General features: G+C 50.2%; 20 protein-coding genes and 1 pseudogene. 7 read left to right on the forward strand and 14 right to left on the reverse strand.

What is annotated here, in order from left to right; genetic code table 11:
• The 4 genes from JWJ90_RS07215 to queD form a co-directional block, all read right to left on the reverse strand.
• Positions 1-5691 (reverse strand): alpha-2-macroglobulin family protein, encoded by a 5691-nt coding sequence (locus tag JWJ90_RS07215; RefSeq protein WP_205226531.1) that lies wholly within the window; start codon positions 5689-5691, stop codon positions 1-3.
• 276 nt (positions 5692-5967) lie between these two features.
• Positions 5968-7245 carry a Vi polysaccharide biosynthesis UDP-N-acetylglucosamine C-6 dehydrogenase TviB gene (gene tviB, locus JWJ90_RS07220; protein WP_205226532.1) on the reverse strand — a complete coding sequence of 426 codons (1278 nt, stop codon included), beginning with the start codon at positions 7243-7245 and terminating at the stop codon, positions 5968-5970.
• Between the two features lie 181 nt (positions 7246-7426).
• Entirely contained in the window at positions 7427-8098 is a 672-nt protein-coding gene (locus JWJ90_RS07225; protein ID WP_205226533.1) for a radical SAM protein, read from the reverse strand.
• Complete coding sequence (queD, locus tag JWJ90_RS07230; RefSeq protein WP_205226534.1) at positions 8088-8456, reverse strand: 6-carboxytetrahydropterin synthase QueD; 369 nt, start codon at positions 8454-8456, stop codon at positions 8088-8090. The genes JWJ90_RS07225 and queD overlap by 11 nt, the downstream gene beginning before the upstream one ends.
• Before the next feature lie 225 nt (positions 8457-8681).
• On the opposite strand from queD, the gene JWJ90_RS07235 reads away from it, so the two are divergent.
• The 6 genes from JWJ90_RS07235 to modC all read left to right on the forward strand — a co-directional run bounded on the left by JWJ90_RS07235 (position 8682) and on the right by modC (position 14716).
• On the forward strand, positions 8682-9449 hold the full coding sequence (locus tag JWJ90_RS07235; protein WP_205226535.1) for a tRNA1(Val) (adenine(37)-N6)-methyltransferase: 768 nt from the start codon (positions 8682-8684) through the stop codon (positions 9447-9449).
• The gene (locus JWJ90_RS07240; protein ID WP_205226536.1) at positions 9434-10963 is read left to right on the forward strand and encodes a YifB family Mg chelatase-like AAA ATPase; all 1530 of its coding nucleotides are present in this window, start codon (positions 9434-9436) and stop codon (positions 10961-10963) included. Before JWJ90_RS07235 ends, JWJ90_RS07240 begins: the two co-directional genes overlap by 16 nt.
• Before the next feature lie 307 nt (positions 10964-11270).
• On the forward strand, positions 11271-12080 hold the full coding sequence (locus JWJ90_RS07245; RefSeq protein WP_205226537.1) for a TOBE domain-containing protein: 810 nt from the start codon (positions 11271-11273) through the stop codon (positions 12078-12080).
• 84 nt (positions 12081-12164) lie between these two features.
• Positions 12165-12923 carry a molybdate ABC transporter substrate-binding protein gene (modA, locus tag JWJ90_RS07250; protein ID WP_205226538.1) on the forward strand — a complete coding sequence of 253 codons (759 nt, stop codon included), beginning with the start codon at positions 12165-12167 and terminating at the stop codon, positions 12921-12923.
• A gap of 54 nt (positions 12924-12977) precedes the next feature.
• Entirely contained in the window at positions 12978-13658 is a 681-nt protein-coding gene (gene modB, locus JWJ90_RS07255; protein WP_205226539.1) for a molybdate ABC transporter permease subunit, read from the forward strand.
• A gap of 2 nt (positions 13659-13660) precedes the next feature.
• Complete coding sequence (gene modC / locus JWJ90_RS07260; protein ID WP_205226540.1) at positions 13661-14716, forward strand: molybdenum ABC transporter ATP-binding protein; 1056 nt, start codon at positions 13661-13663, stop codon at positions 14714-14716.
• A gap of 79 nt (positions 14717-14795) precedes the next feature.
• Here the strand turns inward: modC and JWJ90_RS07265 are convergent.
• Positions 14796-15016: pseudogene (locus JWJ90_RS07265) on the reverse strand (transposase); the annotation flags it as partial.
• Between JWJ90_RS07265 and JWJ90_RS07270 the strand changes: the two are divergent.
• Positions 14988-15248: a hypothetical protein gene (locus JWJ90_RS07270; RefSeq protein WP_205226541.1), complete on the forward strand. Its 261-nt coding sequence runs from the start codon at positions 14988-14990 to the stop codon at positions 15246-15248. The pseudogene JWJ90_RS07265 and the gene JWJ90_RS07270 sit on opposite strands and share 29 nt — an antisense overlap.
• 810 nt (positions 15249-16058) lie before the next feature.
• On the opposite strand, the gene JWJ90_RS07275 is transcribed toward JWJ90_RS07270, so the two are convergent.
• The 9 genes from JWJ90_RS07275 to JWJ90_RS07315 form a co-directional block, all read right to left on the reverse strand.
• On the reverse strand, positions 16059-16445 hold the full coding sequence (locus JWJ90_RS07275) for a hypothetical protein (protein ID WP_205226542.1): 387 nt from the start codon (positions 16443-16445) through the stop codon (positions 16059-16061).
• 4 nt (positions 16446-16449) lie between these two features.
• Positions 16450-17793: an RHS repeat-associated core domain-containing protein gene (locus tag JWJ90_RS23715; RefSeq protein ID WP_338032299.1), complete on the reverse strand. Its 1344-nt coding sequence runs from the start codon at positions 17791-17793 to the stop codon at positions 16450-16452.
• A gap of 201 nt (positions 17794-17994) precedes the next feature.
• Positions 17995-20832: a tetratricopeptide repeat protein gene (locus JWJ90_RS07285; RefSeq protein ID WP_205226544.1), complete on the reverse strand. Its 2838-nt coding sequence runs from the start codon at positions 20830-20832 to the stop codon at positions 17995-17997.
• 643 nt (positions 20833-21475) lie between these two features.
• Positions 21476-21694, reverse strand: coding sequence for an anaerobic ribonucleoside-triphosphate reductase (gene nrdD / locus JWJ90_RS07290; protein ID WP_205226604.1), 219 nt, complete (start codon positions 21692-21694; stop codon positions 21476-21478).
• 69 nt (positions 21695-21763) lie between these two features.
• Positions 21764-22018 (reverse strand): hypothetical protein, encoded by a 255-nt coding sequence (locus tag JWJ90_RS07295; protein ID WP_205226545.1) that lies wholly within the window; start codon positions 22016-22018, stop codon positions 21764-21766.
• Between the two features lie 203 nt (positions 22019-22221).
• Positions 22222-23460, reverse strand: coding sequence for a response regulator (locus tag JWJ90_RS07300; protein WP_205226546.1), 1239 nt, complete (start codon positions 23458-23460; stop codon positions 22222-22224).
• A gap of 46 nt (positions 23461-23506) precedes the next feature.
• Positions 23507-23938, reverse strand: coding sequence for a PilZ domain-containing protein (locus JWJ90_RS07305; protein ID WP_205226547.1), 432 nt, complete (start codon positions 23936-23938; stop codon positions 23507-23509).
• Positions 23935-25008, reverse strand: coding sequence for an ABC transporter substrate-binding protein (locus JWJ90_RS07310; protein WP_205226548.1), 1074 nt, complete (start codon positions 25006-25008; stop codon positions 23935-23937). Before JWJ90_RS07310 ends, JWJ90_RS07305 begins: the two co-directional genes overlap by 4 nt.
• Entirely contained in the window at positions 24998-25789 is a 792-nt protein-coding gene (locus JWJ90_RS07315) for an ABC transporter ATP-binding protein (protein WP_205226549.1), read from the reverse strand. The genes JWJ90_RS07310 and JWJ90_RS07315 overlap by 11 nt, the downstream gene beginning before the upstream one ends.
• Positions 25790-25793 lie beyond the last annotated feature (4 nt).

Below are 25793 nucleotides of genomic sequence, written 5' to 3' on the forward strand. Positions count from 1 at the left end.
TTACGGCGCAACAATGGTTATTTCACCAACCTTGCCCCTGCCCTGTATGCGTTGGTCGTACATTGCCTCAGCATAGGGGGAGGGCACTTGAAAAACCCCGATGTTGGTGGCGCGAATACGGTATTCGTAGGTTACCACCTTGGGGCCGAGCGAGCCGTAGAGGAGTATGCGGTCATCTCGAGTGTCGACAAAGGAGGGGGGCCAATGCTCTTCCCGCCTTGTTGCTTCACCTTCCTCTCTATTGCTTGCTCCTGTATGCTGCACCGGTTCAACCCCGCCGGGTAAAAGGTCGACTATGGCGATCTCGTTAAGCCCGTGCTCTGTGGTGGCACGCAGACGCAGCCGAGCATTGTATTCCTGCCCCTGAACAAAGCGCGTAACCGTATTCCCCTGGTCATCGAGATATTCCCTCCTGATTTCTATTCCTTGAGTACTTTCCGTTGTTGGAGGAACACGGTCAAAGCCCGACTCTGTCAGTTGGTAAAAAACAGAGGGCCCTGCCTTTGGTTGGCGTAGAACGATGGAGGCCCAATCAAGGGGGATATCTTCAGCGTCTTCTATCTTGGCCGACTCCTTTTGGGTTTTTGTAAGCAGGGTCGCCGACAGTTCATTGGTTCCCTTGGCCTGTTCCTGGGCATAGGTCCAAAAACCACGAATCAACAGGGCGGCTGCAAAAGAGTGATACTGGTTTGCGGATATTCTTCTTCCCAGTTCTTCGATGAGACCATCGGGTATGAGCCGGGTCAAACCATGACGGCTCAACAGGGTCAGCAGTTCGGCATCGTGGGTTAAACTATTTTCAAAACGCCCATAGGAGATGGATTCCGCAGAGGATGTTGTTGCCCACTGCACTTTGCCGAGGAGTTTTTCTCCAGCGGTTTTCTGCTGCATCAGCATCTGGCTTGCGCCGAGATAGGCGGCTACGAGATCGGTTTGCCAGGTTTTTTGATGATGTTTTTCCAGCTGTTCAATGGTCGCAGAAAGCTGGGCCGTGGAAACCCGGCCCAAACGAGTCAGCAGGTAGATGGCTCTGGCGCGGGTGCGCAGCTCATTGAGCCCTTCTGCTTTATTTTGGCTCACCCGCTCCAGGTAGCGAATGCTTTGATTCTGCAGATCCTGAGGCACTGCGAACCCATGATCAGCGGCCTCGATAAGAAAATCAGCGGCATAGACCGAAATATCAGGTTGGACAACCAGATTGCTGGCCCATTGACCAAAGCCGCCCGATCCATGACGACGTTGTCGCAGAAGACTGAATGCCTGGGCAAGCGGAGCAAAATCAGCTTGCGCCAGTTCCTCGGGTGTGGCGCTGATGAGTGCGGGCATGGTTTTTGAGAGAAGCTGCTCTGTGCATTCATGGGGATAGTGCTTCAAATAGTTACTCAACCCCTGAATCCAAACCAGGGGAGATCGACCATAATCCAGAATGACCTGGCCATATTCCTGCACGAGCTCACGCTTTGGCCTGAGGCTGAACCCTGCTTCCTGGAACGATCCAGCCCGAAGGGCAACCCTGTAGGGGGATGCAGGACGAATGGAAATCGCCTGGCGAATACGGGAGTCTCCCGCCACACTTCGGCCAATAAAGGTGAGGTCGGTTGAACCAAGTTGTGGGCGAGCCTCTAGTTCGAACTGGACCACCTGTTCCCTTGCCGGTGCTATGGTCAGTTCCTGCGGATTTTCTCCCAGGAGTTTAACTCCTTTGCCGGTTTCCAGGCTGAGATGAAGCGTACTGGTTTTTGCCACATTGGAAAAAGCGCCGATACTGACGGTGAAGCGGTCGCCCGGAGCAACAAAGGCTGGTACGTTGGGGGAAAGCACCCAGGGACCGCGCACTTCGGTGAAGGTCGAGGCCACCCCGACCCGTTCAGGGGTGACGGCGAGCGCAATGATGCGCAGCTTGCCATTAAAACCATCGGGTACCCGGTAATGGAACAAGCGTTTCCCAGGGGAAATGTCCACCAGCCCCGACCAGTACACAGCGGGCTTTTGCTGTTTGCGTTTAAAGGGATTGGTGCGAGCGCCTAGACTTTCTTCATCACCTCCACCGGGAGCAGAACTCCGTAGCAAGCGATTATATTCAGGTAAGACCAGATCAAGGATTTGCGCCGTGCGCACATCGAGGCGACGCTTGGCGAAAAAGTCATTGAGCGGATCAGGGGTCTTGTAGTGGGCCACCTGGAGAATGCCTTCGTCGACGGCAAAGACGACCGCCTTGGCTGCTTCGCTGCTCCCCAGATCAATGGCAAGCTCTTGTCCTGGTTCAATATTTGCCTGTGCTTTGAGCTGCAAGGGGAGCCTACGCGCTGCAAGAGAAAGACGAAAGGGCGCCACCCCATAGGAGAGCGGGCTCATGAATATTTCGTCTGAGTTGGGATTACGCAGAAACTGCACATTGATGTAGCCATTCCCTTCAAGTCCCTGCGGCAGGGTAATGGTCTGGACACTACTGGTCGTTTCTGTGGTAAACCAGGTGTGGGCGTAGACCTTATCGCGCTCCACCGTAATGAGGCCGGATCCGGTATATGGTGCACGAAGACTGATCTTGACCGTTTCTCCAGGCTTGTAGGTCGCCTTATCCAAGGTGATCTGCAGTTCTGCATTACGCTCAAGCGACCGGCTCAGATTACCGGCCCCGGCCACTGTCCAGCTGATGGTATTGAGCAGTGCTCCCTGAGCGTTGTGCAGTTCATAGCCAAAATCACCCGGCTCGATTGTTGGCAGCGAGATGGTCAGCCCGGAAGCGGGCAGGGAGATCTCCTGAGTTGATCGAACATATTTTTTCCTCCGGGATTCATATTGGAGGGCACCGCTCTCCTGCTTGACCAGAACCGATACATGGCGGTACTCGACCAGCGAAAGCTGTATTTTTTCTACGTTGGTCGGTTCCAGCTCCGGATTGAGTGCAAGCAGGGCACATTCACGCTTTCCGCCTCTGGTAATATAGGTCAGTGAGCCAAGTTCACGCACCCCGATCATGTAGGGCATGGTGCCAATCAGTGCATCAGCGGTGGCCAAGACATTGCGTCCACCCTTGGCTTCGAAGACACGGCTGGTCAAACGAAGCCTGTAGGCCGCAGCTGTGAAGCGATTAAGATCCGGTTCCAGTTGAACCTGTCCTTGAGCATCGGTGTACAGAGGAGGAAGTGTTTCCTGCACCCCAGCCTTCAGATTGCCTGCAAGGTGAAAACGGTATGCTGGGTATTGAGGAAATTTTGGGAAAAAGGGAGAGAGTTCCATGAGGCTCTGAACTCGTCGTCCCACAGCATTGGCGCCAAAAAGATGGCGGGCTGTAACACGGGGGATGACCTGTTCCGGGTGCACCCAGCCCTGAACTGGTTTTTCAGTCAGTGCCAGTTTGACCTTCATCCGCTCAGGTTCAAAAGCACGCACAAGAAAATCGGTGCTGTTGATGAAGCCTGCCCGTCGGTTGTTTTTTACCAGGTAAATACTGGCCGAGTACAGGCCCGCAGGCGAATTCGGGCCTGGGGTGAAGTCAATGGAATCCAGGCCGCTTGGGGTGGCGGTTCGCTTCTGGTTGAACACGACCACTCCCCGTGGGTCGGTTATTCTGATGGTCACAGGCAGAGCATCAAGGGATCGACTCCAGTCCGCAGCTCGGAGAATGTAACCGATATGAGCGGTCTCCCCGGGACGGTACAACCCCCGGTCGGTGAAGAGCGAGGCCGTGATCTGATTCGGGCTGCTCTGATTGCCCTTGCCTCCAACGTCAAAGCGAGAAAAATCCAATTGATGCTCTGCACGGTTCAGGGGCAGGAAGGACATATCTCTGTTTGCTTGCACCAGGACCATGATCGGCTCTTTTTCCCTCTGCAGGTTCCGTAGTTGCTCAAAACGAACATGTCCCTGCGCATCGGTGTATCCTTGGGCAACCTTCAGGCCGTTTCGACCAATGATCTGTACCTGAGCCTGAGCTACAGGAAATCCTGTACTCAGTGACTGGACAAAGACTTCCTGGCCTCCGTCTTGGGTCTTTTTGCTGATAATGCCAAGATCAGTCACGACGAGCAGTCGACGATCAATGGGGCGGGATCTGGAAACATAATCACTGTAGCTTTTTCTGGGAAATCGTGGGTCGTAGGGAGTGATCTTGAGCACAAAGACTCCCTGGCGCCCTCCATCTGTTCGCAGGTATTCTCCTATATTGACACTGTCGTAGATGGGTTTGTTCGGATCAGTCTCTGCAAAGACACGGGTATAGATTTCCCGTTCCACCAGTCGATCAAAACTTTCTCCGTAGATCTTGGGCTGGGCAAATCGACCGTAATTTTGATCGACCAGATGATGGAGCTGCCGTGGAAGAAGACGGGCAATTTCAACTTGGACTCCCGGAACCCCCTGGGCCAGGAATCCCACCTGCTTATCCCCGTGCAGGCTGAGCAGGGCACCATCCCCAAGAAGTTTGACAACCTGGGGGTACTTGCCCGTGCCCACAAGTGCGACCAGGGGCTGTTTCATCTGGTAGCCCCCCTCGGCTTCAATGGTGTCATCGATCTTGATGAGCAACTGCCTTTCCACCGGTACCTGAAGCGAAAAATTATGCAGGGTATTGGCTGGATGCTCAGAAGGAAGCAGTTGCAGGGAAAGAGACTGGTGGAGATCCTTCTCCTGCACCTGGCTCAGGTGGTAGGGGCGCTTCTTTGCCGGCAAGAGCCAGGCGTGGACATGACTGGCTGCAACCGCATCTGTGATGGGAAAGGAACTCTCAACACTAAGAACTTGTTGGGGTTCCCCCTGTTGGTTGTTGATGTATCGAAGCTTGATCCGACTGAAAGTGAGTTGATATCTGCCTGGGACGGTAACTTTTGTTTCTATAGGTTTTTCCAGCCCGGCTGGACTGTTTAGGGCACTGATTTTTGAGTCGAGTTGGAGAGCAATACTTGCATTTTCCAAGGGCAAAGCCAATGGCGCCGACTGAAGATGCAGCTTTAATCCATTTTTTGTGATGTTGAGCCCAATCTTTTGCTGGTGGGGATCGCGATAAGCAAGTCCCTTTCCCAGCTCAAGGCGGAGGTTTTGGGCAACAGTTGCCGGATTAACAGCGTGGGAGAAGCGGATGGTGGCAAAAAGTTTTTTTTCAGCAGGTTTCGTCGGGTTTTGCTGGATTTTCGCTGACTCGACGGTGGCTGAAAAAGGGGGAGTCTGAAAGTTGCTTGCATAGGCACCGAGCAGAACACCCGGAGTAAAGAGCGCATCTTTAGAAAAACTGAGTCGGAATGTCTGAGCAATGGGCCAATCCTGCGCCGGAATAAATGAAAGCGTCTGGTCATCTTCCCATTTCCAGCTACCTTTGAGGCTTGGCTCAAGACGTATTCCCTGGAGAACCTCTTTACCAATTATATCGATGGGCGCGACTGACTGACCAAAACGAACCCGGAGCGGATGTACCTTGACTGGAGAAGATGCATAATCAGTGAGTGCAGGAGATTCCAGAGCATACTCGACCGTCTGTGGCTGAGGACGTTGCGAATACCAGGTGTACCCATACCAGCCGGTCAAAGACCCTCCTGCCAGGATCAGGAGAAGACTGAAAGAGAGAGCAGGGTGGGCAGCAAGCCAACGTGACCAGGGGGGCGGTGTCCATGACAGTTGACCAACAAGAGGGGAGAGCAATGCGGCGATACCACGAAGAGCAGCTTTAAAGGGAGAGAGAATGGCATGTTTCTTCATGGTATCACCTTTAGGGAATCTTGAATAATTGCTTTTTCTGCCAATCTCCCGGAGTCTGGCGCTTACCTCGTCATACTCAAAATTTTATCCTCGGAATATCAACTATATGCCTGCGGTAAAATTTTTCACAATCCTTGACCTTGATTGAAAAATCTAATTATTCAAGACACCCTTTAGCTGTGAGCTATGGCAAAGAACGTGAAAGCATAGAGCTCATGATGGAGGGGGTCAGGTCGTGTTGTAGTGCGCTGCAAACACAAGAAAGACGGGCACTCGTCATAACGAACCATCTGCGAGGTTAGCTGGCAGGGCGTGTTTGACATCATAGATAACAGCGTTTTCACGGCAGAGATGACGGAGTTCTTGTTCTGTGAGTTGCATGAATTCATCATGACTGACCGCGAGGATTACCGCATCGTAGCGTTGTTGCGGGAGTTGTTGAATCATGGTCACCTGATAGGTGGTCGCCGCTTCTTCCTGATCCACCCAGGGATCGTAGACCTCAACCTGCGCACCAAAGGAGTCCAGTTCTTTGATGATATCGATTACGCGGGTATTGCGTAGGTCCGGGCAGTTTTCTTTAAAGGTCAGCCCCAAAACCAGGATGTGCGAATCTGCGACATGGATGCGGCGCTTGAGCATCAGCTTCACGGTCTCGGAGGCGATATAGCGGCCCATATCATCGTTGAGGCGGCGGCCTGCAAGAATCATCTCAGGGTGATAGCCCACTTCCTGAGCTTTATGGGTCAGGTAGTAGGGATCCACACCAATGCAGTGTCCGCCAACAAGGCCTGGGCGAAAGGGAAGAAAATTCCATTTGGTCCCGGCGGCCTTAAGTACCTCCAGGGTATCGATGCCAAGTTTATTAAAGATGAGCGCCAGCTCGTTGATGAGGGCAATGTTGACATCACGCTGGGTATTTTCAATGACCTTGGCAGCCTCAGCCACACGCATGGAACTGGCCTTAAAGGTCCCGGCGGTGATGACCAGGCCGTAGAGGGCGTTTACAAAATCAGCAACTTCAGGGGTGGAGCCTGAGGTTACCTTGACAATAGTGGGGAGCCGGTGCTGATGATCACCCGGGTTGATCCGCTCAGGACTGTACCCGGCGAAAAAATCTGTATTAAACCGCAGACCGGAATCACGTTCCAATATCGGGACACAGACTTCTTCTGTTGCTCCTGGATACACCGTGGACTCATAGATCACCACATCCCCCTGCTTGAGTACCTTTGCAACGGTTTCAGAGGCCTTGACAAGTGGGGTGAAATCAGGGCGCTTGTTCTCGTCTATGGGGGTGGGAACAGCAACGATAAAAACATTGCATCCCTTGAGGTCTTCGATAGTGCAGCTGTAGGTAAGGTTCCCCGCCTGGGCGAGTTCTTCTGAAGTCACTTCTCTTGTTACATCAATATGCTGATTCAGCTCCTCTATACGACGCGCTTTGAGATCAAACCCCAGTGTTGGTCGTTTTTTGCTGAACTCCACGGCCAGAGGCAGGCCAACATAGCCAAGACCAATGACTCCGATACAAACCTCTTCAAGATTGAGCATGAATATTCCTTCATTATGAGCAAGTAGACAGTAAATTGTTTAGTATCAAAGAAGTATAAAACGAATAACCCTTTGACAAAAGAAGAAAACGAAGAAAGTAACGTCCTGTTTGGGCAAACGTGCTCAAAGGATCTGGCAAAATGGGAGTGATATGATTTTGCGTGACAAGTGAGGAGGGGGGTCAGGCTCCACGCAGTTTTTCTGGCCAGAGCAGGGTGTGGAGTTGGAGCTGCAAACGGGCACCGAGTTGATGTTTCAGCAAGAGCTCGGCAAGCTCCTCGGGGGGAAACTTTGTAATGACGGGCGAGAAAAGAACCGGTACAAGCCTGTCAAGTTGGTGGGCGAGGACCTGTTCACGGGCAAAATGGAAATCATCCACCGAGCTCAAGACAAACTTTATCTCATCTCGAGCCCCTCGTTGCTGCCGTTCACAAAGCACCTGCAGGTTCTCGGCAAGATTGTGGGCAGCCATGCCCGAATCCGGGCATTTTACATCCATGATTATATGCACAGAGTCAGACACTCCACAGATAGGCAGACTGCCATTAGTTTCAAGCAAAATGGTCCGCTGCTGTTCAATAAGGCTGTGGAGCAAAGGGTAGATCCCCTGCTGGCGCAGGGGCTCGCCACCGGTGAATTCAACCATGACCCCTGGGTGCTGGTTGATCCAGTCCAGAATCTCCTCGCACTGCAAAATTTGGGCAGCTTCCTCGTAGGTGTAGCGGGCATCACAGTAGGAACAGCGCAGGTTGCATCCCGCCAGGCGGACAAAGAGGCAGGGTAATCCCGCCCAGGTCGACTCCCCCTGAAGAGAGTAAAAAAGCTCAGAAATTTGGAGCGGTTCACTTGCCATAATAAATTACACCACTGCTATCCGTTTCCCGAATTTCTACGCTGTAGAGTCCATACCGTTCGGTTTGCAGCTGGGGTGCAAGTGTGTCAAAGAGGTACATGGCGATATGCTCTGAAGAGGGATTAATTTTTTTAAAGGCTGGATGTTCATTAAGATCACGATGATCCAGTTCGTCCACCGCTCCATGAACAATCTTTTTCAAGTCTTTGAAATCAATCCCCATACCGAGGGAATCGAGCTCATGGGCGCGAACGGTCACCTTGACCTTCCAGTTGTGGCCATGCGGGTTTTCACAGTTACCAGGGTAGGCACGCAGATGATGGCCGCCGGAAAAATGTGTTTTTATGAAGACATCCATATATTGCTCCTTTACTTACAAAACATTGATATCCGTGCCCGCCTGTTGCCGTAAATCTGGCTTGCACCGTCAAGTAGACAAATGGTAAACAGAAATTGTGGCTTGTAAAGCACCTTCCGCACCTTTAAGCGCCGAAATAATAGAGGCAGGTGCTTGTCGGCTTTCATTTTACCCTGAATAATGCTCACGGATTCAGGTTTACTTATTATAGTGGAAAACCCTTCCTTGTCTGAGATCACCTCACCCCCGGATATGACCCATGATACCCTGTTTGCCGGAGAACTCCTCTGTTCTCAGCCTGCCCAGGGGTATCGCTTTTCTCTGGATGCTGTTTTAGCAGCCCAGTTTGTTCATCCCAGTCCGAGTCAACAGGTGCTTGATCTAGGGTGTGGCTGCGGTATTATAGGGCTTATTCTAGCGTACCGCCTTCCCGAGCTTGCTGTGCATGCTTTGGAGTTGCAACCCGAATTGGCCGACTGCGTCAGGGCCAACATCAGGGCAAATGGCTTTGACTCCCGTATGCAGCTCTACCAGGCCAGTGTCACCCGAATCCAAACAATACTCAGGCCGGAATCCTATGATCTGGTTGTCTGCAATCCGCCGTATGGCAGCCCTGGTGGCGGACGTATCAACAAGGATAACCAGGCGGCCACGGCCAGGCATGAACTCAGCGGTTCGCTGGATGATTTTATCAAAGGGGCTGCCTATGCGGTTAAAAATAGGGGCAAGGTCGTCTTTGTCTACCCGGCACGCCGAGGGGCTGGACTGCTTCAGAATTTGATGCAGCGGCGCTTGATGCCCAAAAGAATGCAGCCCATTTACTCCTATCCCGAGGCTGAGACAGCCCGGTTGCTTGTGGTAGAGGCGGTTAAGAATGGAGGCGAGCAGTTTGATCTGCTTGCTCCATTGTACATTTATACCCAAAAAAACGGAGAGTATACCAAGGCAATGAACAATCTCTACGAGGTGAATAGTTCGTGCTCGCCAAAGTGAACAGCTGCGCAGTCAGCGGTGTGGATGGATTACCCGTGCAAGTTGAGGTGGACCTGGCCCAGGGGCTCCCTTCATTTTCTACAGTCGGCCTGCCTGAAGGGGCTGTCCGGGAAGCCAAGGATCGGGTACGTGCTGCCATTAAAAACGGTGGCTACGAGTTTCCACAGCGGCGGATCACGGTTAATTTGGCACCAGCCGCAGTCAAAAAGGAAGGAACAGCGTACGACCTGCCCATCGCCCTAGGTATACTCACGGCAAATGGTCTGCTTCCTGAAAGTGAACTGGCAAAGACTGCGATCGTCGGTGAGTTGAGCCTTGATGGAAGTGTCAAGCCGGTCCCTGGTGTTTTACCAATGGTTATGGCGGCACTTGCCCATGGTGCAACCCGTTTCCTCGTCCCCCAGGCAAACCTGGAGGAGGCGGCTGTTGTTCAGGGCATAGCAACCTACGGTATCACGCACTTGCATCAGGCTGTGGATTTCCTGGCCGGTCGCAGCGTTCTGGAGCCCCGTACCCTTGAGCCAAACCAGCTATTTCATGATGAAGGAGCCTATGAGGTTGATTTTAGTGAAGTAAAAGGCCAGGATACAGTAAAACGGGCCATGGAAATAGCTGCTGCGGGTGGGCACAACCTCCTGCTCTGTGGTGTTCCCGGAACAGGTAAGACCATGATGGCGCGCCGCCTGCCCTCGATCATGCCCGATCTCAGCTTTGAAGAAGCCATTGAGACAACCAAAGTTTTTTCCATAGCCGGATTACTGCCCGAGCAAACCCCTCTCTTGGTGACCAGACCGTTTAGATCGCCCCATCATACGGTTTCCGATGCCGGGCTGATCGGTGGTGGACAGGTGCCACGCCCAGGAGAAGTCTCGTTGGCCCATAACGGTGTTCTTTTTCTTGATGAGCTTCCGGAGTTTAAAAAACATGTCCTGGAGGTGCTGCGTCAACCGCTCGAAGACGGCACCGTCACCATTGCCCGAGCAGCAACCACCTTGAGCTTTCCGGCTCGATTCACTTTGGTCGCTGCAATGAATCCTTGTCCTTGCGGCTATTTAGGGGATCAGGTCCGTCCCTGTAGCTGCACGCCGTTGCAGGTGCAACGCTACCGGAGTCGCATCTCCGGCCCTTTACTGGATCGTATTGATATGCATTTGGAAGTACCTGCTGTTCCGGTGCAGGATCTGCTTGGGCAGCCCCGTGGCGAATCCTCGCAGACTATACGCAGCCGGGTGAATCAGGCACGTATGCTCCAGCGGCAACGGTTTGCCCCTGTCACTCAGTTACATTGCAACGGCCAGATGCGAGCCAAGGAGGTAAAAACGTTTTGCCAACTTGATCGTGACTCAGCTAACCTGTTGCATACCTCCATCAGTCGTCTGGGGCTTTCCGCCCGAGCCTATCACCGCATTTTGAAAATAGCCCGCACCATTGCCGATCTTGATGACTCTGAACACATTCAATTTCCACACCTTGCTGAGGCCATTCAGTATAGACGCAGCCAGTTCGATCTATAACCTGCATTTGTGTGCACTCATCAGCATCCTTGATCAGGGGGTGGTATCATTTGTACCCGTTTGATAAAAATGTCGCCTCTTGTTTCATTTTTGTCGCTTTTCCTCTGTTTTTTTCGCAAGGGCTGTTTGGGAGGAAAATAATTTTTACAACCTGCAAGATCCTGTAGTTCAGCCTGTCTTTATCTCTGCCTGGCCGTGACTCTCTTCTTTTGGCATGCTTGCTGCTTTACAAAAATTGTTTTTTTTCGTATTTCGTTATCCGAAAAATGAATAACGGGTAAATGGTAACGAGGAAAAGGAATCACAAATGAGGAAGAAAAAGGTACCCGCGTCTCCAGAGGCAATGTTTTTGCAACACATGATCGGCGGCTCTGAAGAAAAAAATCCAGTGGTCGCCCTGCTCGAGGAAGTTGAATCCTGTGGATCGATCAACCAGGCAGCGAAGAGTGTGGGCATGAGCTACAAGGCCGCCTGGGAACGAATTGAGACCATCAATAATATCAGTCCGCAGCCGTTAATCACCCGTCAGGTCGGTGGAAGTGGTGGGGGAGGGACGGTTCTAACCGAAGCAGGGTATGAATTTTTAAAAAAATCCAACCTGCTGCAACGAGAATTCAACAGCTTCCTGAGTTTTTTCTACTATCACCCTGAAGAAGCCTTCACCACCTTGAAAACGCTGCGGAGAATTGAAATGAAAATCAGTGCGAGAAATGTCTGGCTCGGCACCGTTGCTCAGATTGAGCGTGGAGCTGTCAACAGCGTTGTCACTCTGAACCTGCGAGGAAAAGATCAGATAGTCTCAGTAATCACCGAAAATTCAGTGCTACGGCTTGGCCTTGAAATTGGTTCGGAGGCCCTGGCTATTGTCAAGGCACCTTCTGTTATGCTTTCCCCTGAGGTCGATCCAAAGAAAATATCAGCCCGTAACATTCTCAGCGGGACCATTTCGCGCATTGTCGCAGGAGTGGTCAACGATGAGGTGACCATAGATCTCAGTGGCGGCAATACCGTGACCTCAATCTTGACCTCAGAGAGTGTGCGTCGAATTGGGCTGAAAGAGGGGATGTCCATTAATGCCGTCATCAAGGCTTCAGACGTATTGTTGGCCGTCGCCTAAAGGGCGCGTACTTGACTTGAAAACGATGTAACCATGAAGTTGTTTCAAATTCCTTGAAACAGTTAACCTCAAGAGGAAAACACGATGAAATCACTTGCTAAAATTTGTACAGGCCTTCTGCTGGGCTTTGTCGTTCTCATTGCTTCTGCTCAGGCCGGTGAAACTGTGCGACTCTCCGTCGCAGCCAGTATGACCAATGTCATGAAAGACGTTATTGCCCTCTATGCTGCAAAGGGAACGGATACCGTTATTCCCAACTTTGGGCCATCTGGTGGGTTGGCCAAGCAGATTAACCAGGGGGCTCCAGCCGATGTGTATATATCGGCCAATCAGAAATGGATGAATTTTCTACGTGATCAGGAGATGATCGATGCTAAAAGCGAGGTGATCCTGGCAAATAATACCCTTGTTTTTGTTGGCACACCCAACCCCGCCGTGACCAAGATGGACGATATTTTGCAGCTGGAAAAGATCGCCATTGGTAGCCCTAAAAGTGTTCCTGCTGGTGAATACGCGGCCCAGGCCATGACAAAGGCAGGTATCTATGCAACCATGCAGGAAAAAAATAAATTGGCTCTGGCAAAGGATGTGCGTCAGGCGCTGGCGTACGCGGATCGTGGAGAAACCGCAGGGGCCTTTGTCTATAAGACAGATGCGCTGCTGGCTACCCAGGCCAGTATTCTTTTTGAGGTACCCCAGGAGCTGTATAAAACTGTAAGCTATCCCCTTGCCTTGACCAAAACCGGTGCAAACAATGCGGCGGCCAAGGCCTTTTATGAATTTCTCCGTTCTCCCGAAGCTGTTGCCGTACTGGAGAAGTACGGGTTTAGCCCGGCCAAGTAACTGCTCCCAAAAACTCGAGCGCTCTTTACAGAGCGCTTTTCTCCAGGTCGTTTTATGGCATTTTTACAACCCTCGGATCTTGATGCGATCCTTCTTTCGTTCAAGGTGGCCTGTTCGGCCACCTTGCTGGCAACACCGCTTGGCATAGGTATTTCGTATCTGCTTGTGCATACAAAAATTCCGGGAAAGACCCTGATTGAGGGAATCATCAATCTACCCCTGGTCTTGCCGCCTGTTGTTGTTGGTTACCTGCTTCTTCTTCTGTTTGGCCGCAAGGGATTCATCGGTTCCTGGCTCAGTCATCTGGATATTCAAATAATATTTACCCTGACCGGTGCGATTATTGCCTCGGCTGTGGTCGGTTTCCCACTGCTGGTTCGCTCAATTCGCCTCGGTATGGAGTCTGTTGATTCTTCGTATCGTGAAGCCGCCCGCACCCTCGGTGCCAGTGGCTGGGATGCTTTTTTTACCATTACCCTGCCGCTGTCTGGCAGAGCTGTCTTTGCTGGCATGACCCTGATGTTTGCCCGAAGTCTTGGAGAGTTTGGTGCCACCATTATTCTTGCCGGAAACATTCCCGGAGTGACACAGACTATTCCCCTGGCGATCTATGAATACACCAGTACCCCAGGTGGGGATAAAATGGCGCTTTCCCTGTGCCTGGTTTCCATCCTCCTCTCTTTTCTGGTGCTTCTCGCTAACTCCCTGGCCAATAAATCCATAAAAAGGAAGTAACAATGCAACTTGATATACATGTGGAGAAGCGCCAGGGGGAGTTTGATTTTCAGGCAAATTTTCACCTTGATGGCAACCGCATAGGTCTGTTTGGTCCTTCAGGCAGCGGGAAGTCCACCCTGATGCACTTGCTTGCTGGTCTGCGCAAACCCGATAGCGGCTCCATCTGTCTGAACGATACTGTGCTGTTTGATAGCGCTTCCAAAGTGAATCTGCCCCCGGATAAAAGACGGGTCGGAGTTGTCTTTCAGCATTCCCACCTCTTTCCGCATATGTCGGTGCGAAAGAACCTGTTTTATGGTTTGAAGAGAACTCCGGAACGCGAGCGACAGATAGATGCTGATGCGATTATCGAAGTCCTCAACTTGGAGCCCCTGCTTGATCGTGGGGTTAATCTGCTTTCCGGTGGTGAGCGCCAGAGGGTGGCACTCGGGAGAACCGTGCTTACCTGTCCTCGTCTTATCTTGATGGATGAGCCCTTAACCGGGTTGGATGAAGACCTGAAATTTCAAATCATTCCGTACCTGACCAGGGTTTTCAGCCAATTTAATATTCCTCTGGTCTTTATTTCCCATTCTCTGGTTGAGATGCGGCTTATGACCGAGCAGGTGCTTCTGGTTGAAGAAGGATGCGTGGAAAAAAGCATGACTTCTGAAGCGCTGGCGCAGAAGATTTGGGGGGCGTCAAGGCAAGGATATGCCAATCTGATTACTTTAGGAAGGCCCAGAGCCCATGGGGATCTTTGGGCCTATACCTGGGGCGAGCAGGAGCTAATCCTTACGGAGTGTGGTGAAAACGAAGAAAATGTCTTTGAACTCGACGCTCGGGAAATTCTTCTGTTTAAGCGCCATCCAGAGGCAACCTCTGCACGGAATTTACTGCCCTGTACGGTGCGTAAAATGTTCACCGTGGGCAATCGGGTGCGCCTGGAACTAGGCTCTGGTTCAGAAACACTGATTGCCCAGATTGTTCCTGAATCGGTCCGCGAGCTTGAAATCGAAGAGGGCAGGGAGGTCGTGGCGGTGATAAAGGCCTCGGCCTTCTCGCGTTTACTTTAGTGTGTCTTGAATAATTAGATTTTTCTGCCAATCTCGCGGAGTCTGGCGCTTACCTCGTCATGCTTAAAATTTTATTTGATTACCATCGAGCCTCAGCCGGCTTAAGCAAGCGCTGAGGAATCGGAGGGGGGGTAATGCTACCGATGCCAGTTGTTCTACCATGGCGGCTAACCGGAAACGTCGATTGAATCGGTAGCAAAATTCTGCCAAGTAACGTGGAAGATGCCTATCGCTCAGGGGGTGGTAGGTTCCTCGAAGAGCATTTTTGATATTGCCTAAGACAATATTGAGCCACCTGAAGGGGTGCCTTAAAGGTGTAAGCGCCTGCGGGCAGACGGAATTCGGTTACACCACTTTCGTTGGTGATCAGGACCTGAGGATGATGGGGATCGCTGTCGCTGATGGCGAGGACCTGGATGGTGTTGGCCAGGGCGGTCCCGCCTTGAAGGAGTGTGCCCCTCGGCATGCCTTCGGGGATGAGCACGCTAGAATCATCGTCGGTGAAGGTTTCGCTGAAATAGGGGCGGCCTAGATAGAGGGCTTGGACCGTATAGGGTTGCAGAGGCAGGTTCCATTGCAGAACAAAGGAGGCAAATTTTTGCTTGGCTCTTGTGGAGCTGCTCTAAGATCTTTCCCACACACGGACACGAAAGTAACGATCGCGTAACAATTGCTGCTCTGTCCTGCAAACAATGCTACTCACTGAGGAGCTGTATCTTGTGAGTCCAAATGGCCTGCCAATTACCTGAAGACGCAGACCGGATCGTTATCTTGCAAGATATATTGCAACATTTCGAGGTTCGTTGCTCTGACCATGGATGCCGTTTTTAAGACTTCAAAAAGATGTTAATGATTTTGACATTAAACAGTATGCGGAGCCCAATAGAGCAAGCATCTCTGAGGCCTCATGAACAGGGCAATGAACACTCATTGTCACTAGCCTCAGTAAAGATGCTCTCCCCACGCCTCCCACGGTTCATTGCGTGATACCAGGTATTCGGGTACTCTTTGCGCAGTGGTCTTACCATTCTGTGATGATATGGAATGGAGCTTAAAAGAGTCAAGCAACGACTTGACCCCTGTCTCCTCATTGCAGAGTCCCGTCGGTGTCGGTGGCGGCATTGAGGTCCAGGTTGGCGGAAGAGATATCTTGGTGCGGGCCTTATTTGCGTTCATCTCCAATAAACCGTTGCACCGGACGAAGCCGTAAAAAGGTCTTATTCCAGCGTGTTAGGCGTTTTGGTTTAACCAAAGATGAAAGCCCGAAACTTGAGTCAGAAAATAAATGCGCCCTTTTTTTCTGCAGCAGTTTACGTAAAAGAAAAAAATAAGATATGGATGATTACATATCCTTGAAATGATGTAACACTTCACCGGTATCCATGTCAATTATAGAACAAAATCCTCCACCCAGCATGCCACTACCTTCTAGAAAATTTTTAGGGTAAAAGTAAATTATCCAAAAATTACTCTTTAATATCCGCCTTACCTCGTCTTTGGATGACAGACGGGCAATAACCCATGATAATCTGATAGGTCCCCTGTCAAATCTATCGCTAACCTTCAGGATTTCAACATCTTGGCCTGTTATATCATACGAGTTGTCGACAGCTACCGAAGCAGCTATCTCAATTGCTTTTTGCTGATCGAAATTTTCAGATGCGTTAATCCCTGAGCAAGCACTGAGTAGCAAAGAAACAAATATAAACAAGATAGTTTTCGTTTTCATTTCATTAATACCTCAGAGTTTTATCCCCCACTCCAGGAGTGTGTTTTTTAATGATACCTTTATTTGTTCCAAGATAGATCGGAACACCTTGTATCCCTGATGTTATAGTGTCAAAAGGTGAAAAGTAAGGACTCATTCTGCCATCGCCAGGATGAGTGTGGTAAATCCCTTCTTTACTTGTATCCTCTGAAATGCAATTAAAGTCATCGGTGTTCATTCCAGATTTATCACCTTCAACAGGCGCTGCATATGAATACATCCCATCTGGTGTACCATAAACATATCCACCATATTCTCGGTCTGCCTTTTCAGATTTCGGCATTGAATAATCGATTGCATCAATAGCAGCAGCGTCTACTGTGCCAAATTTATCACCTGGAGCTAACCCCAGTCTATCGCTCCAATTGATCGGGTTTTGAACGACATACGAATATAGATTCATCCCTCCACCCAACCCTATAGGATCAGCAGATATATATCGTCCCGTTTCTGGATCATAAAATCTGTGCCAATTATAATGCAATCCACTCTCAGGATCAACCATCTGACCGGGGAAGCGGAAGCGGTGTCCGATCTGGTTGATGGCCTCGGTCACCTGGCCAAAGGGTTGGGTCTCTCCCTTCCAGATTACGGTTCCGGCCTCGTTGACGAGCAGTTGGGCTGTACCCAGGTGATCGTTCAGATAATAGAACACTTGGGGCGCGTCGGCAACCGGGGTTGCCGAGGTATTCAACATTCCGGCCAGTGATCCAGACAACAGGGCCAGCATTGGCCGGTATTGGGGTTGGGTCCCGTGCCAGAGAGGTGGATGGGGATCGTGGAGGCGACTGAGCATTCCTCCATAACCATCTATTATTTCCACCGGCGTGTCCCAAAAGGGGTAGATGCTGATATCCCCACTCCAAAACTGCTGGTCGTCGTAGGTGATTTGTAGGTGGTAATGGCCCTCGGGCAGGGTGAAGCGAACTTGGCCGTCGGCCCCGGTGATCAGCTCTTGGCGCATGGGTATCCCGTCGGTGGTGCAAAGCGTCACCACGGCCCCTTGTACCAGGCCATCAGGATCGGTTTCAGTGGCCAGATCGAAGTCACGTACGGTAACGATCATGCGGCCCAGTTCGATGATCAGGATGCCCTCGCCCTCAAATTCCTGACTGATGAACTCCTGGCCAAGCAGGGTGGTCACAGCGTAATAGGGCAGTTCTTCAGGCACCAGGAAATGGACCATGCCCTGATCGTCGCTGTCTGCGTAGAGGTCAGTGGCGTTGAGTCCCTCGCCTTCGTCCATGGAGTAGAGGTAACAGCGCAGCCCAGAGACCGGTTCTTCACCTTCTCCCAGATCCCTGAGCACGGTTACGACCATATCGCGATGGGGGATGGTCAGGCTGGCTGAGAGGACTGCTGGTGTTTCGATTGCTCGATCATAAAGTCATAGCCCAGGTAGTGGGCCTGGATCCTATAGGCTCCGGCTTGAACAGCAAAGGAGGCCACGCCGGAACTATCGGTTATGGTGCAGGCTTTACTTGTGGGTGCTTTTGTTGTTTGGAAAATGTCAAGATTTCATCTCTTTTAACAGGCCCGTGACAGCATCTCCCCAACTGGGATCTATGGATTTTGCTCGTAAAAGGTCATATTTGGCTTCGTTTTTCAGTCCTAATTCCTTATTGCAGTCTCCACGGTAGTAATACAGTTGGGCGCTGTTGTTATCTATTTGTAACCCTGATGTAAAATCAGATTTTGCTTTCAAATATTCTTTTAATTCATAATACACTAATCCTCTATCCAGGAAGAATGAAGCATCTGACGAATGCAACTCTATTGCCTTATTGAGGTGAGTGAGCGCATTTTTTCGATCGTTAAATTTCTCTTTATAGAGGCAACCGAGTTCGTAATGAGCCGAAAAATTATTCTGTTCAAGAGAGATTGCTGTAAGGAAATCATCCTTTGCTTGTTGGGGTTTATTTTGAGAAGCAAGCTGAATTCCCCGCGCCACATAGAATGGAGCTGTTTCTTGTTTGTGCCCTATAGTGCTTCCTGTCTTAGCCGAAACTACAGCAAGTAGCCGGGTGTACTCATCTTTTCCAGATTGAGCGTTCTCGAGTGCTTTCCGTAGATCCGTTTCAGCTTTGGTGTATTCTCCAAGTTGCATGTAGCAATGGGCTCGATCGGCAAGAATTGTATCCTTGTTCGGCGAAATTTCGAGCATACTGCTGTAATCTTCCGCTGCAAGTTCAAATTTTTCCTGTGAGCTATAAAGCGCAGCTCTGTAGAGGTAAATTTCAGGGCGTTTGGGATTGGCAGCTATTGCCCGGCCATAATACTCCAGTGCCTTCTCTGAATTTCTCTTCCACTGACTGTAAATTTGGCCAAGTTGAAAAAGGGCGTAATCATCTTGAGGATTCTGTTGCAACATCAAGAGAAACGCATGTTCAGCCTGGTCAAATCTCCCCATTCGTAGATCTTCTTCTGCAGTCCACCGCTGTTCCTCTTGCTCATTTACCAGAGGGACCGGAGGTGGCGGAGTGTGCCTTTGTAGGAATGAATCCAGTTCTGGTGAGGCAAAACCATACATCTTTGCCAATTGCATGTCCTTGATCGCCTCTTCATTGCGGCCGACCGCCTCAAAGCAAAGCCCACGCTGATAATGGGCTTCGCCTAGTGTCCCGTTGACCTCCAATAGTTTGGAATAGACTGTGATAGCTTGCTCCCACTGATGATCAAGATAAAGGGCTCTGCCGAATTCAAAGATATATCGTTCGTTTTGTGGTTCCTGTTTGACTGCAGCACCAAAGAATTTTGCAGCCAGGTGCTGGTCTGCTTCAAGATCGGAGGCAATTTTTCCTTGGAGTGCGAGTGCTGCCGCGTGCCTTGGAGTCGTTTGCAAAACTTCCATGACACATGTTTTTGCCTCTTGCGGCATCCTGCGAAAATACAAATTTTCACAATCATCTAAATCTTGGGGGGGATCATTAGCCGGAGCCGATAGGGGGATGGGAGGTAGAGAATTTTCAGTGGCCTGTATGGGATAAGGGGGTAGGGAAGGTTCGAGATCAGGTGTCGTCTCAATCGCTTGAGAGGGAGGCTGGGGAGGTTGTGGATTTGTTTGGGCCTGAGATCGAATAAGTTGCTCGGCCCTCTGTTTGGCCATTTCTGCAAACTTAGGGTCGAGCTTAGCAAGTGCCAGTATATCCTCCAGTGCCTCCTGCGGTTTACCGGTAAGTTCGTAGATATCGGCTCTCCTCAAACGAGCACGACTGAAAGTGGGGTCAGCTTCCAGCGCATTGGTGAAATATACAATCGCTTTTTCGTAGTGGGATTTTTGAGCAAGAATATCCCCAAGGTCAAAGGAGTAAACCGCTTGGACCGTATCCCGTTTTTCTAGGCGAAAGGCTTGTTTGTAGAGTGCTATACCTTTATCTACATCATTGTGCTGCAGAATCCGTAAAGCGCCCAATTGGGCATAGGTGCGCGCGTCTTCAGGGGCAATGCGTATAAGATGGAGAAGATCGGCTTCAGCTTCATCAATGTGGCCTAAGTTATATAAAACCTCGGATCGTGCCGCCAAGGCCCACTGGTTATCGACATCCCGCAATAGTGCTTTAGCAAAGTCAGAGATCGATTCCTCGTTATTGAAAAGGTATCGGTTCTTTACCCCTTGGTAAAAATCGGGCCACGGTGAATGGGGAAAATCGTACCGATATTGATTAATAGCCTTATCAATAAGCCGAGCTTTCTCCCCCCCTTCTGGAAAAATGGCAACCATGATATCCAGGCGGGTAGGACGAAGGATCTTCATCTTGAGTAGTTCAAGTGGAAGGGTATAGACAATGCTTCCTTTAGGGGACTCATTGACGCAAGTGCGCAGGAAATTCATGAGTTCACGGTTGCTGCCGCGCCACATCGGAAGAATGGTATAGAATTTAGCTCGATAGGCAGCCATCCAACATTTGTCGGCTTCGATTGCTTTTCTGAACCATGCGTCGATGACGTCAATTGTCTGATCTTGGAGCAACGACACGCTAATAAGAAGGGAAGCGCTTTGCGGGTCTTGGGGCTGCATTGCCCAGGCTGACTCGAGTGCAAGTTGAGCCCGATGCAATAGCTTATTAATAGTGGTTCGTTGTTGTATGGAGACTGATTTTACCGGACCATTTCCTCGGATACGCCACGCCTCTTTAGCAAGGCAACTCCCCAAAATTACTTTGGGAAAATGGGATTTTTTCCTTGCCTTGTACCACTCTTCAATTTGATTTGGTTGTGTACAGAATAAGGGATCTGCGTAGACCTCTTCAAGCAAACGTAAACCGTTCACTGAAAGCTTTTTTTGTTCGAGCAATGTGGCAAGGGTTCGTTCCGCATTCTTGTAGCGTCGTTTCTGGACATCAGCCATCAGGTGTTGGACAATCGTTTTAGGGGGGGCAGGCTGAGGAGGCTTTTTTGCGTGAGTTATGGAAGCTAAACAAAAAAAACATAATAGAATGCAAATTTTGTTACGGAAAAAATGAAGTCTCATGGTGAATAAATAGATAATTATTTTATAGTGATAAAGATACAAATCAATGAAAAACACATATGCATATATGTCGTGTATAAATAGGAGTATTGCATAATATCAAAAAGGTTATGTCAATATAAAAGTGCATATGAGACCAATAAAAAACAGGCGTCCTTTGATTGGTGTTTTGAATGATGTTTTTTTCAGTCAAGAGCATGTTTTGGTGGCAAAAGGAAAATTTATCTAGAGGGAGGGATAATCAATATCGATAATGTTGAATCATGTGGCTGGAACATTTGGGAACCAAAGATCAAATCAATTTCAGGTTGTTTTCGGTAAGCCTGGAACGATCAATAATGGTCCTGAAATTGGGCTCTTCCCACTGCTATTGATCAATTGCATCGAACTAAGGAGGGCGTCGCTGTAGACCTCAATCCCGGCGAGATATGAGTAACGTTTCTATGGTGCCTTTAGGTCCAAGGCTTGGTAACGTAATCAAATAGCCTGTCGATGCAACCTGTTCGAAAAAACGTATTTATCAGCGGTCTGATAGCCCAAAGCTGATGGCTACCACGCCAAGCCTGGAGCCGATCAGGAGGGCGCCCAAAAAAATCACAGCCCTGTTTTTACAACTCCCGCGTATTGGGGCTAAGCGACAACACATGGAACGGGCGTCGTCGGGACGAAGATCGGAATTGATGAAGTTGGCGAAGTAGGGCAGACCATACCGGGCCGTGGTTTGCCAGAGCTGTTCCAGGCTTGCATGTTCCCAGTCAAGGTCTGCGGTGACGTTGTAGTTGTAGGTGGAATTGGAAAGGTGAAAACCCTACCCAGGCATCGCCCTCCGCCCAGAGTACACCGAGAGCAGGTTGAGATCGTGAAGTGGAGATCTCCTTGGATATGGGCCTGGCGGCACCTCGGCAGAATGGATCTTTTTGAGCCAATAGGTGCGACTGAGTTCACTTAAGATGTAATTATTCAGTCCCTGCAGAGAGTAGGACATATTGGAATTTTCCTGAACCCGCCAGTCCAGTTGCTGCAAATATCCGTCAATCAGGTCAAGGTTAGTCTGGGCGACCATCTCTCACAGGCTAGCATGCTGGTCCCGGTAGAGGATGTAGGCCTTGGCTGTTTTTTAAGAGAGAGGGGAGCAGGACCTCCTCCATTGCATCCTGACTGAAGCACTTGAACAACAACGACAAACCAGGCTGTCTAATTTTGAAGATTTTGAAAATGAATCGCGACACGCTTTATGATCGAATTACCGCCGCAAAATGTTAAACACTAACCGTGAGGGGGCAGATGTTCCATGATTGTCTCCAGGAGACTTTCCGGTGGAGACACGGCATCTGCCAGTCCTGATGCCTCTATCTCTTCCAGAGCCTCTCGTAGCATACAGCTGAGGGGATGTTTGATGGTTATTTTTCGGTGCTCAGCTTTGAAAAAGCGGAGTGTGTCCAGAGAGCAGAGCTTTGCCCCTGAGAAAAAATTCAGGGAAACGGTACCGGCAAAGTGATCGACTACAGAGCGAATGAGGGGATCTATCCCCTGTCTCCTTCCAGGTGAGGCAGGGAAGGAATCAGGCATGGTGAGAACGATTCCGTTCGTGTGTTTTTGCAGAGTAAAGCCAGCAGCAGTGCTGAGGTAACACTGTCCTGCAAGAAGTGGTGTTTCGCTGGTCAGAGGCACTACCTGAATACGGCAAATTTGATTCATGTAATGCACCAGAGGCGCAAGCAGGACGCTGGGCATGGTTTGCAGCACAAGAAGGCTGCCTGCAAATTCACTTGAAATTTTGACTAAAAGAGGAAAAAGCTCAGCAATGCCGCCAGCTCCGGAGATAATAATGGCTAACCGCTGACAGGGAACCCGGTTGGCTGGCTTTTTTATAAGGTTTTCGAGGGGAGGGGGAGGCGACAACAGTCTAAAATGCTCGACATGTGCCTTTGCTGCATCATGAATGGTTTTGAGATAATGTTGGCGTACCTCTTCGGGATCCTGCTCGTGTCGGGGTTTGACCAGAAAATCCACCGCACCCAGACGAAGAAAGTCAATAATGGTCTCCTGAGAACGATTACTCAAGTTACTGATAATGACTACGGGGCAGGGGTGGGTCAACATGAATCGTTTGAGCGCCGAAGTGCCCCCCATGCCGGGCATGTTTACATCCAGGGTGATCAGGTCAGGGTGTAATTCTTGGTTGCGTTGCAGGGCCTCATGACCATTCGATGCTTCGCCAACCACTTCCATGGTTCCATCTGATTCCAGAATATCTCTGATAATGCGTCGAAAGAGTTTGGAATCATCAACAACCAGAATTCTTTTTTTGGGTGTCGGGGCAGTAGTCACTGCGACCAGCTGGTTTTTTAGAGCCACATCGGGGCTTATAATTTCTGAGGGGCGTTCTTTGGAGATTGTGATGAGAAGGTTGCATTCCTGACAGTGAAAACTGTGGTACAGACCTTGGGCTGCGTCCAGATCGACATCGTAACGTTTTCCGCATTCCTCACAAAAAACGATCATCTTCCGTTGCTCAGATCAAAAGTCGTTTGGAAGCCGAGGACATTGTTCATAGGTTTTGCGCAAGCGATTGGCGAATACCGGCCAGATACGCTTTCAATGCTTTGTGGTCGTCTTCAAAAATATCCACAAACCTGGCCCCGATCTCAAAACGCTTCTCTCCTTGGTCCTTTTTCGACCAGACAACCTCTGCTATGGCCGTAAGCGGAGCCTTGACCATACTTTCGTTAACCAGTTGAGAAACGCCTTGCCTGTGATGTTGCCAGCCCAACAGGTCGATACTGAGACAGAGCTGGTCTTTTTCCTTGTAGGCTGTTTCTATAAAAAAACAGAGTCCCTCATCACTGATATTGCATAAAATGCCTGGTGCTCCAGGGCCAGATGCAAGAGGGTAGCTCAGTTGTTTGACCTGGAGAGTGGCTGTCTTCTCCACTCGACTCCATTCTCTGCATTCGTTATTTGTGGGGAGTGTATCTGTCATGGGTTTGCTGTGCGTGTACACGTTGGGGGTAAAATGGTATCAATCCCTTCAATGCCATAAAGAGAGGCCTCTTGGGCAAAGCGATCGTCAACCAATCCTTCTATGTCATCGCTTTGGCTGAGCTCATAATGCACCATGAGTTTCGCCATCTGCTTCAACTCGTCTGCTTTAGGAATGTACCGATCAAAAACGACCCTGTTATGTTTTGGAGTGGTCAACGCGTAAGTGACCAGCTCTGGGGATTGATTCCAGTAGGAGGCCGCAATTTCGGCGGCAGAAGCAAGATTATCCTGCGCCCACAACCCTGAACGAACCGCCCCTTGCACCAGTTGCTCGACCAGCTTGGGGTGAGCGTCGATAAAGGACTGCTTGACCAACATGACATTGCAGATGAAGTCTGGCCAGATATCCTCAACATAGAAAAGGGAATGAGACTGCCCGTTTTGCAGGGTCCTGGCGGCAAAGGGTTCTCCCACAAAATACGCGTCCAGCGATCCGGAAATGAGCGCTGCAGGCATATCAGGAGGGTTCATTTCCACAATTTTAACTGTATCACCCAGGTGATTTGATTCTGCAAGCTGGCGCAGGCTCAGATTGTGGCCTGAGTAGCGCATGGGCACGGCCACAGTTCGTCCAGCGAGGTCCGAGATGGAACGTGCTTGAAGATCGGCCCTGGCGACTAAAGTGCTTTCGTGACGGTTACCGATATACACCACCTTAACATCCTCTCCCTGCTGTTTGAGAACAATGGCCAGGGGCGCAATGATAAAGGCGGCTTCGATATTTCCATCACGCAGGGCTTCAGCCATTTCGGCGAAGGAAGCAAATTTCAGTGCAGAAAAACGAATATCAGAGTCTTCCTGGGAGGCATAATCAAGCAATGGCGCGGCCATGTTGGTTATGACTGGCATATAGCCCATATGGACAATTGGACGGCTGCCTTTCGATTGAAAGTTGAGCTGATAGTGGAGTAGGCTGATGAGCAGCAACCAGCCAAGAGCAATGAGGGGAACACGCACCGCTGCCGGAATTGTGTTACGCAGGCTGTTTCTTAAAGCGTCACACCGCATCCGGTACTCCCAACATGAAAAAGATTTCTCTGCGGAGTTCGACCAGTTCCGGTTCGCTCGTGATCTTTCGCGGATGGGGATAGGTCAGCTTACGGCTTAAGAGGACAGTTGCCGGACGTCCACCTAAGATGACGATACGATCCCCCATGACTAGGGCGTCATCAATATCATGGGTCACAAAGAGAACAGATTTTTCAGTGTAGAGGTGCATCATGACAACCTCTTCACGCATACGCATATGGGTGAGAAAATCAAGGCCTGTAAAAGGTTCGTCCATAAACAGGGTTTTGGGGTCCACTGCCAATGCGCGAGCAAGTTCGGCCCTCCGTTGCATGCCTCCGGAAAGCTCATAAGGATATCGGGATTCAAATCCGTTCAGTTCCACCATGTCGATGTACTCTTGAATTTTTTCCTCACGCTGCTTTTCTTCTCTGATACTCCGCAACCCCAAACCAACATTTTCGCTCACCGTCATCCAGGGTAATAGGGCACTGTGCTGGTAGACGAAAATATGATCTTCGCTTGGTCCCTGGATTTGTTTACCGTCAATGAGCACGCTGCCTGAGGTAGCCTGATCAAAGCCTGCAATAATTCGAAGAAGCGTTGATTTGCCACAACCGGAAGGTCCGAGAATGCAGACCATCTCACCGTTTTCAAATTCAAGGTCAATATCCTTGAGCACTTGGAATGACTGAGCTTGCAGCTGCTCTCCCGCATCCCTGATCTTTTTTCTGCGCTCACTATATTTTTTCGACAAACCGGCAAGAATGATATGGCTCATTGGC

Source organism: Desulfobulbus rhabdoformis (assembly GCF_016919065.1).
Lineage (GTDB): Bacteria > Desulfobacterota > Desulfobulbia > Desulfobulbales > Desulfobulbaceae > Desulfobulbus > Desulfobulbus rhabdoformis.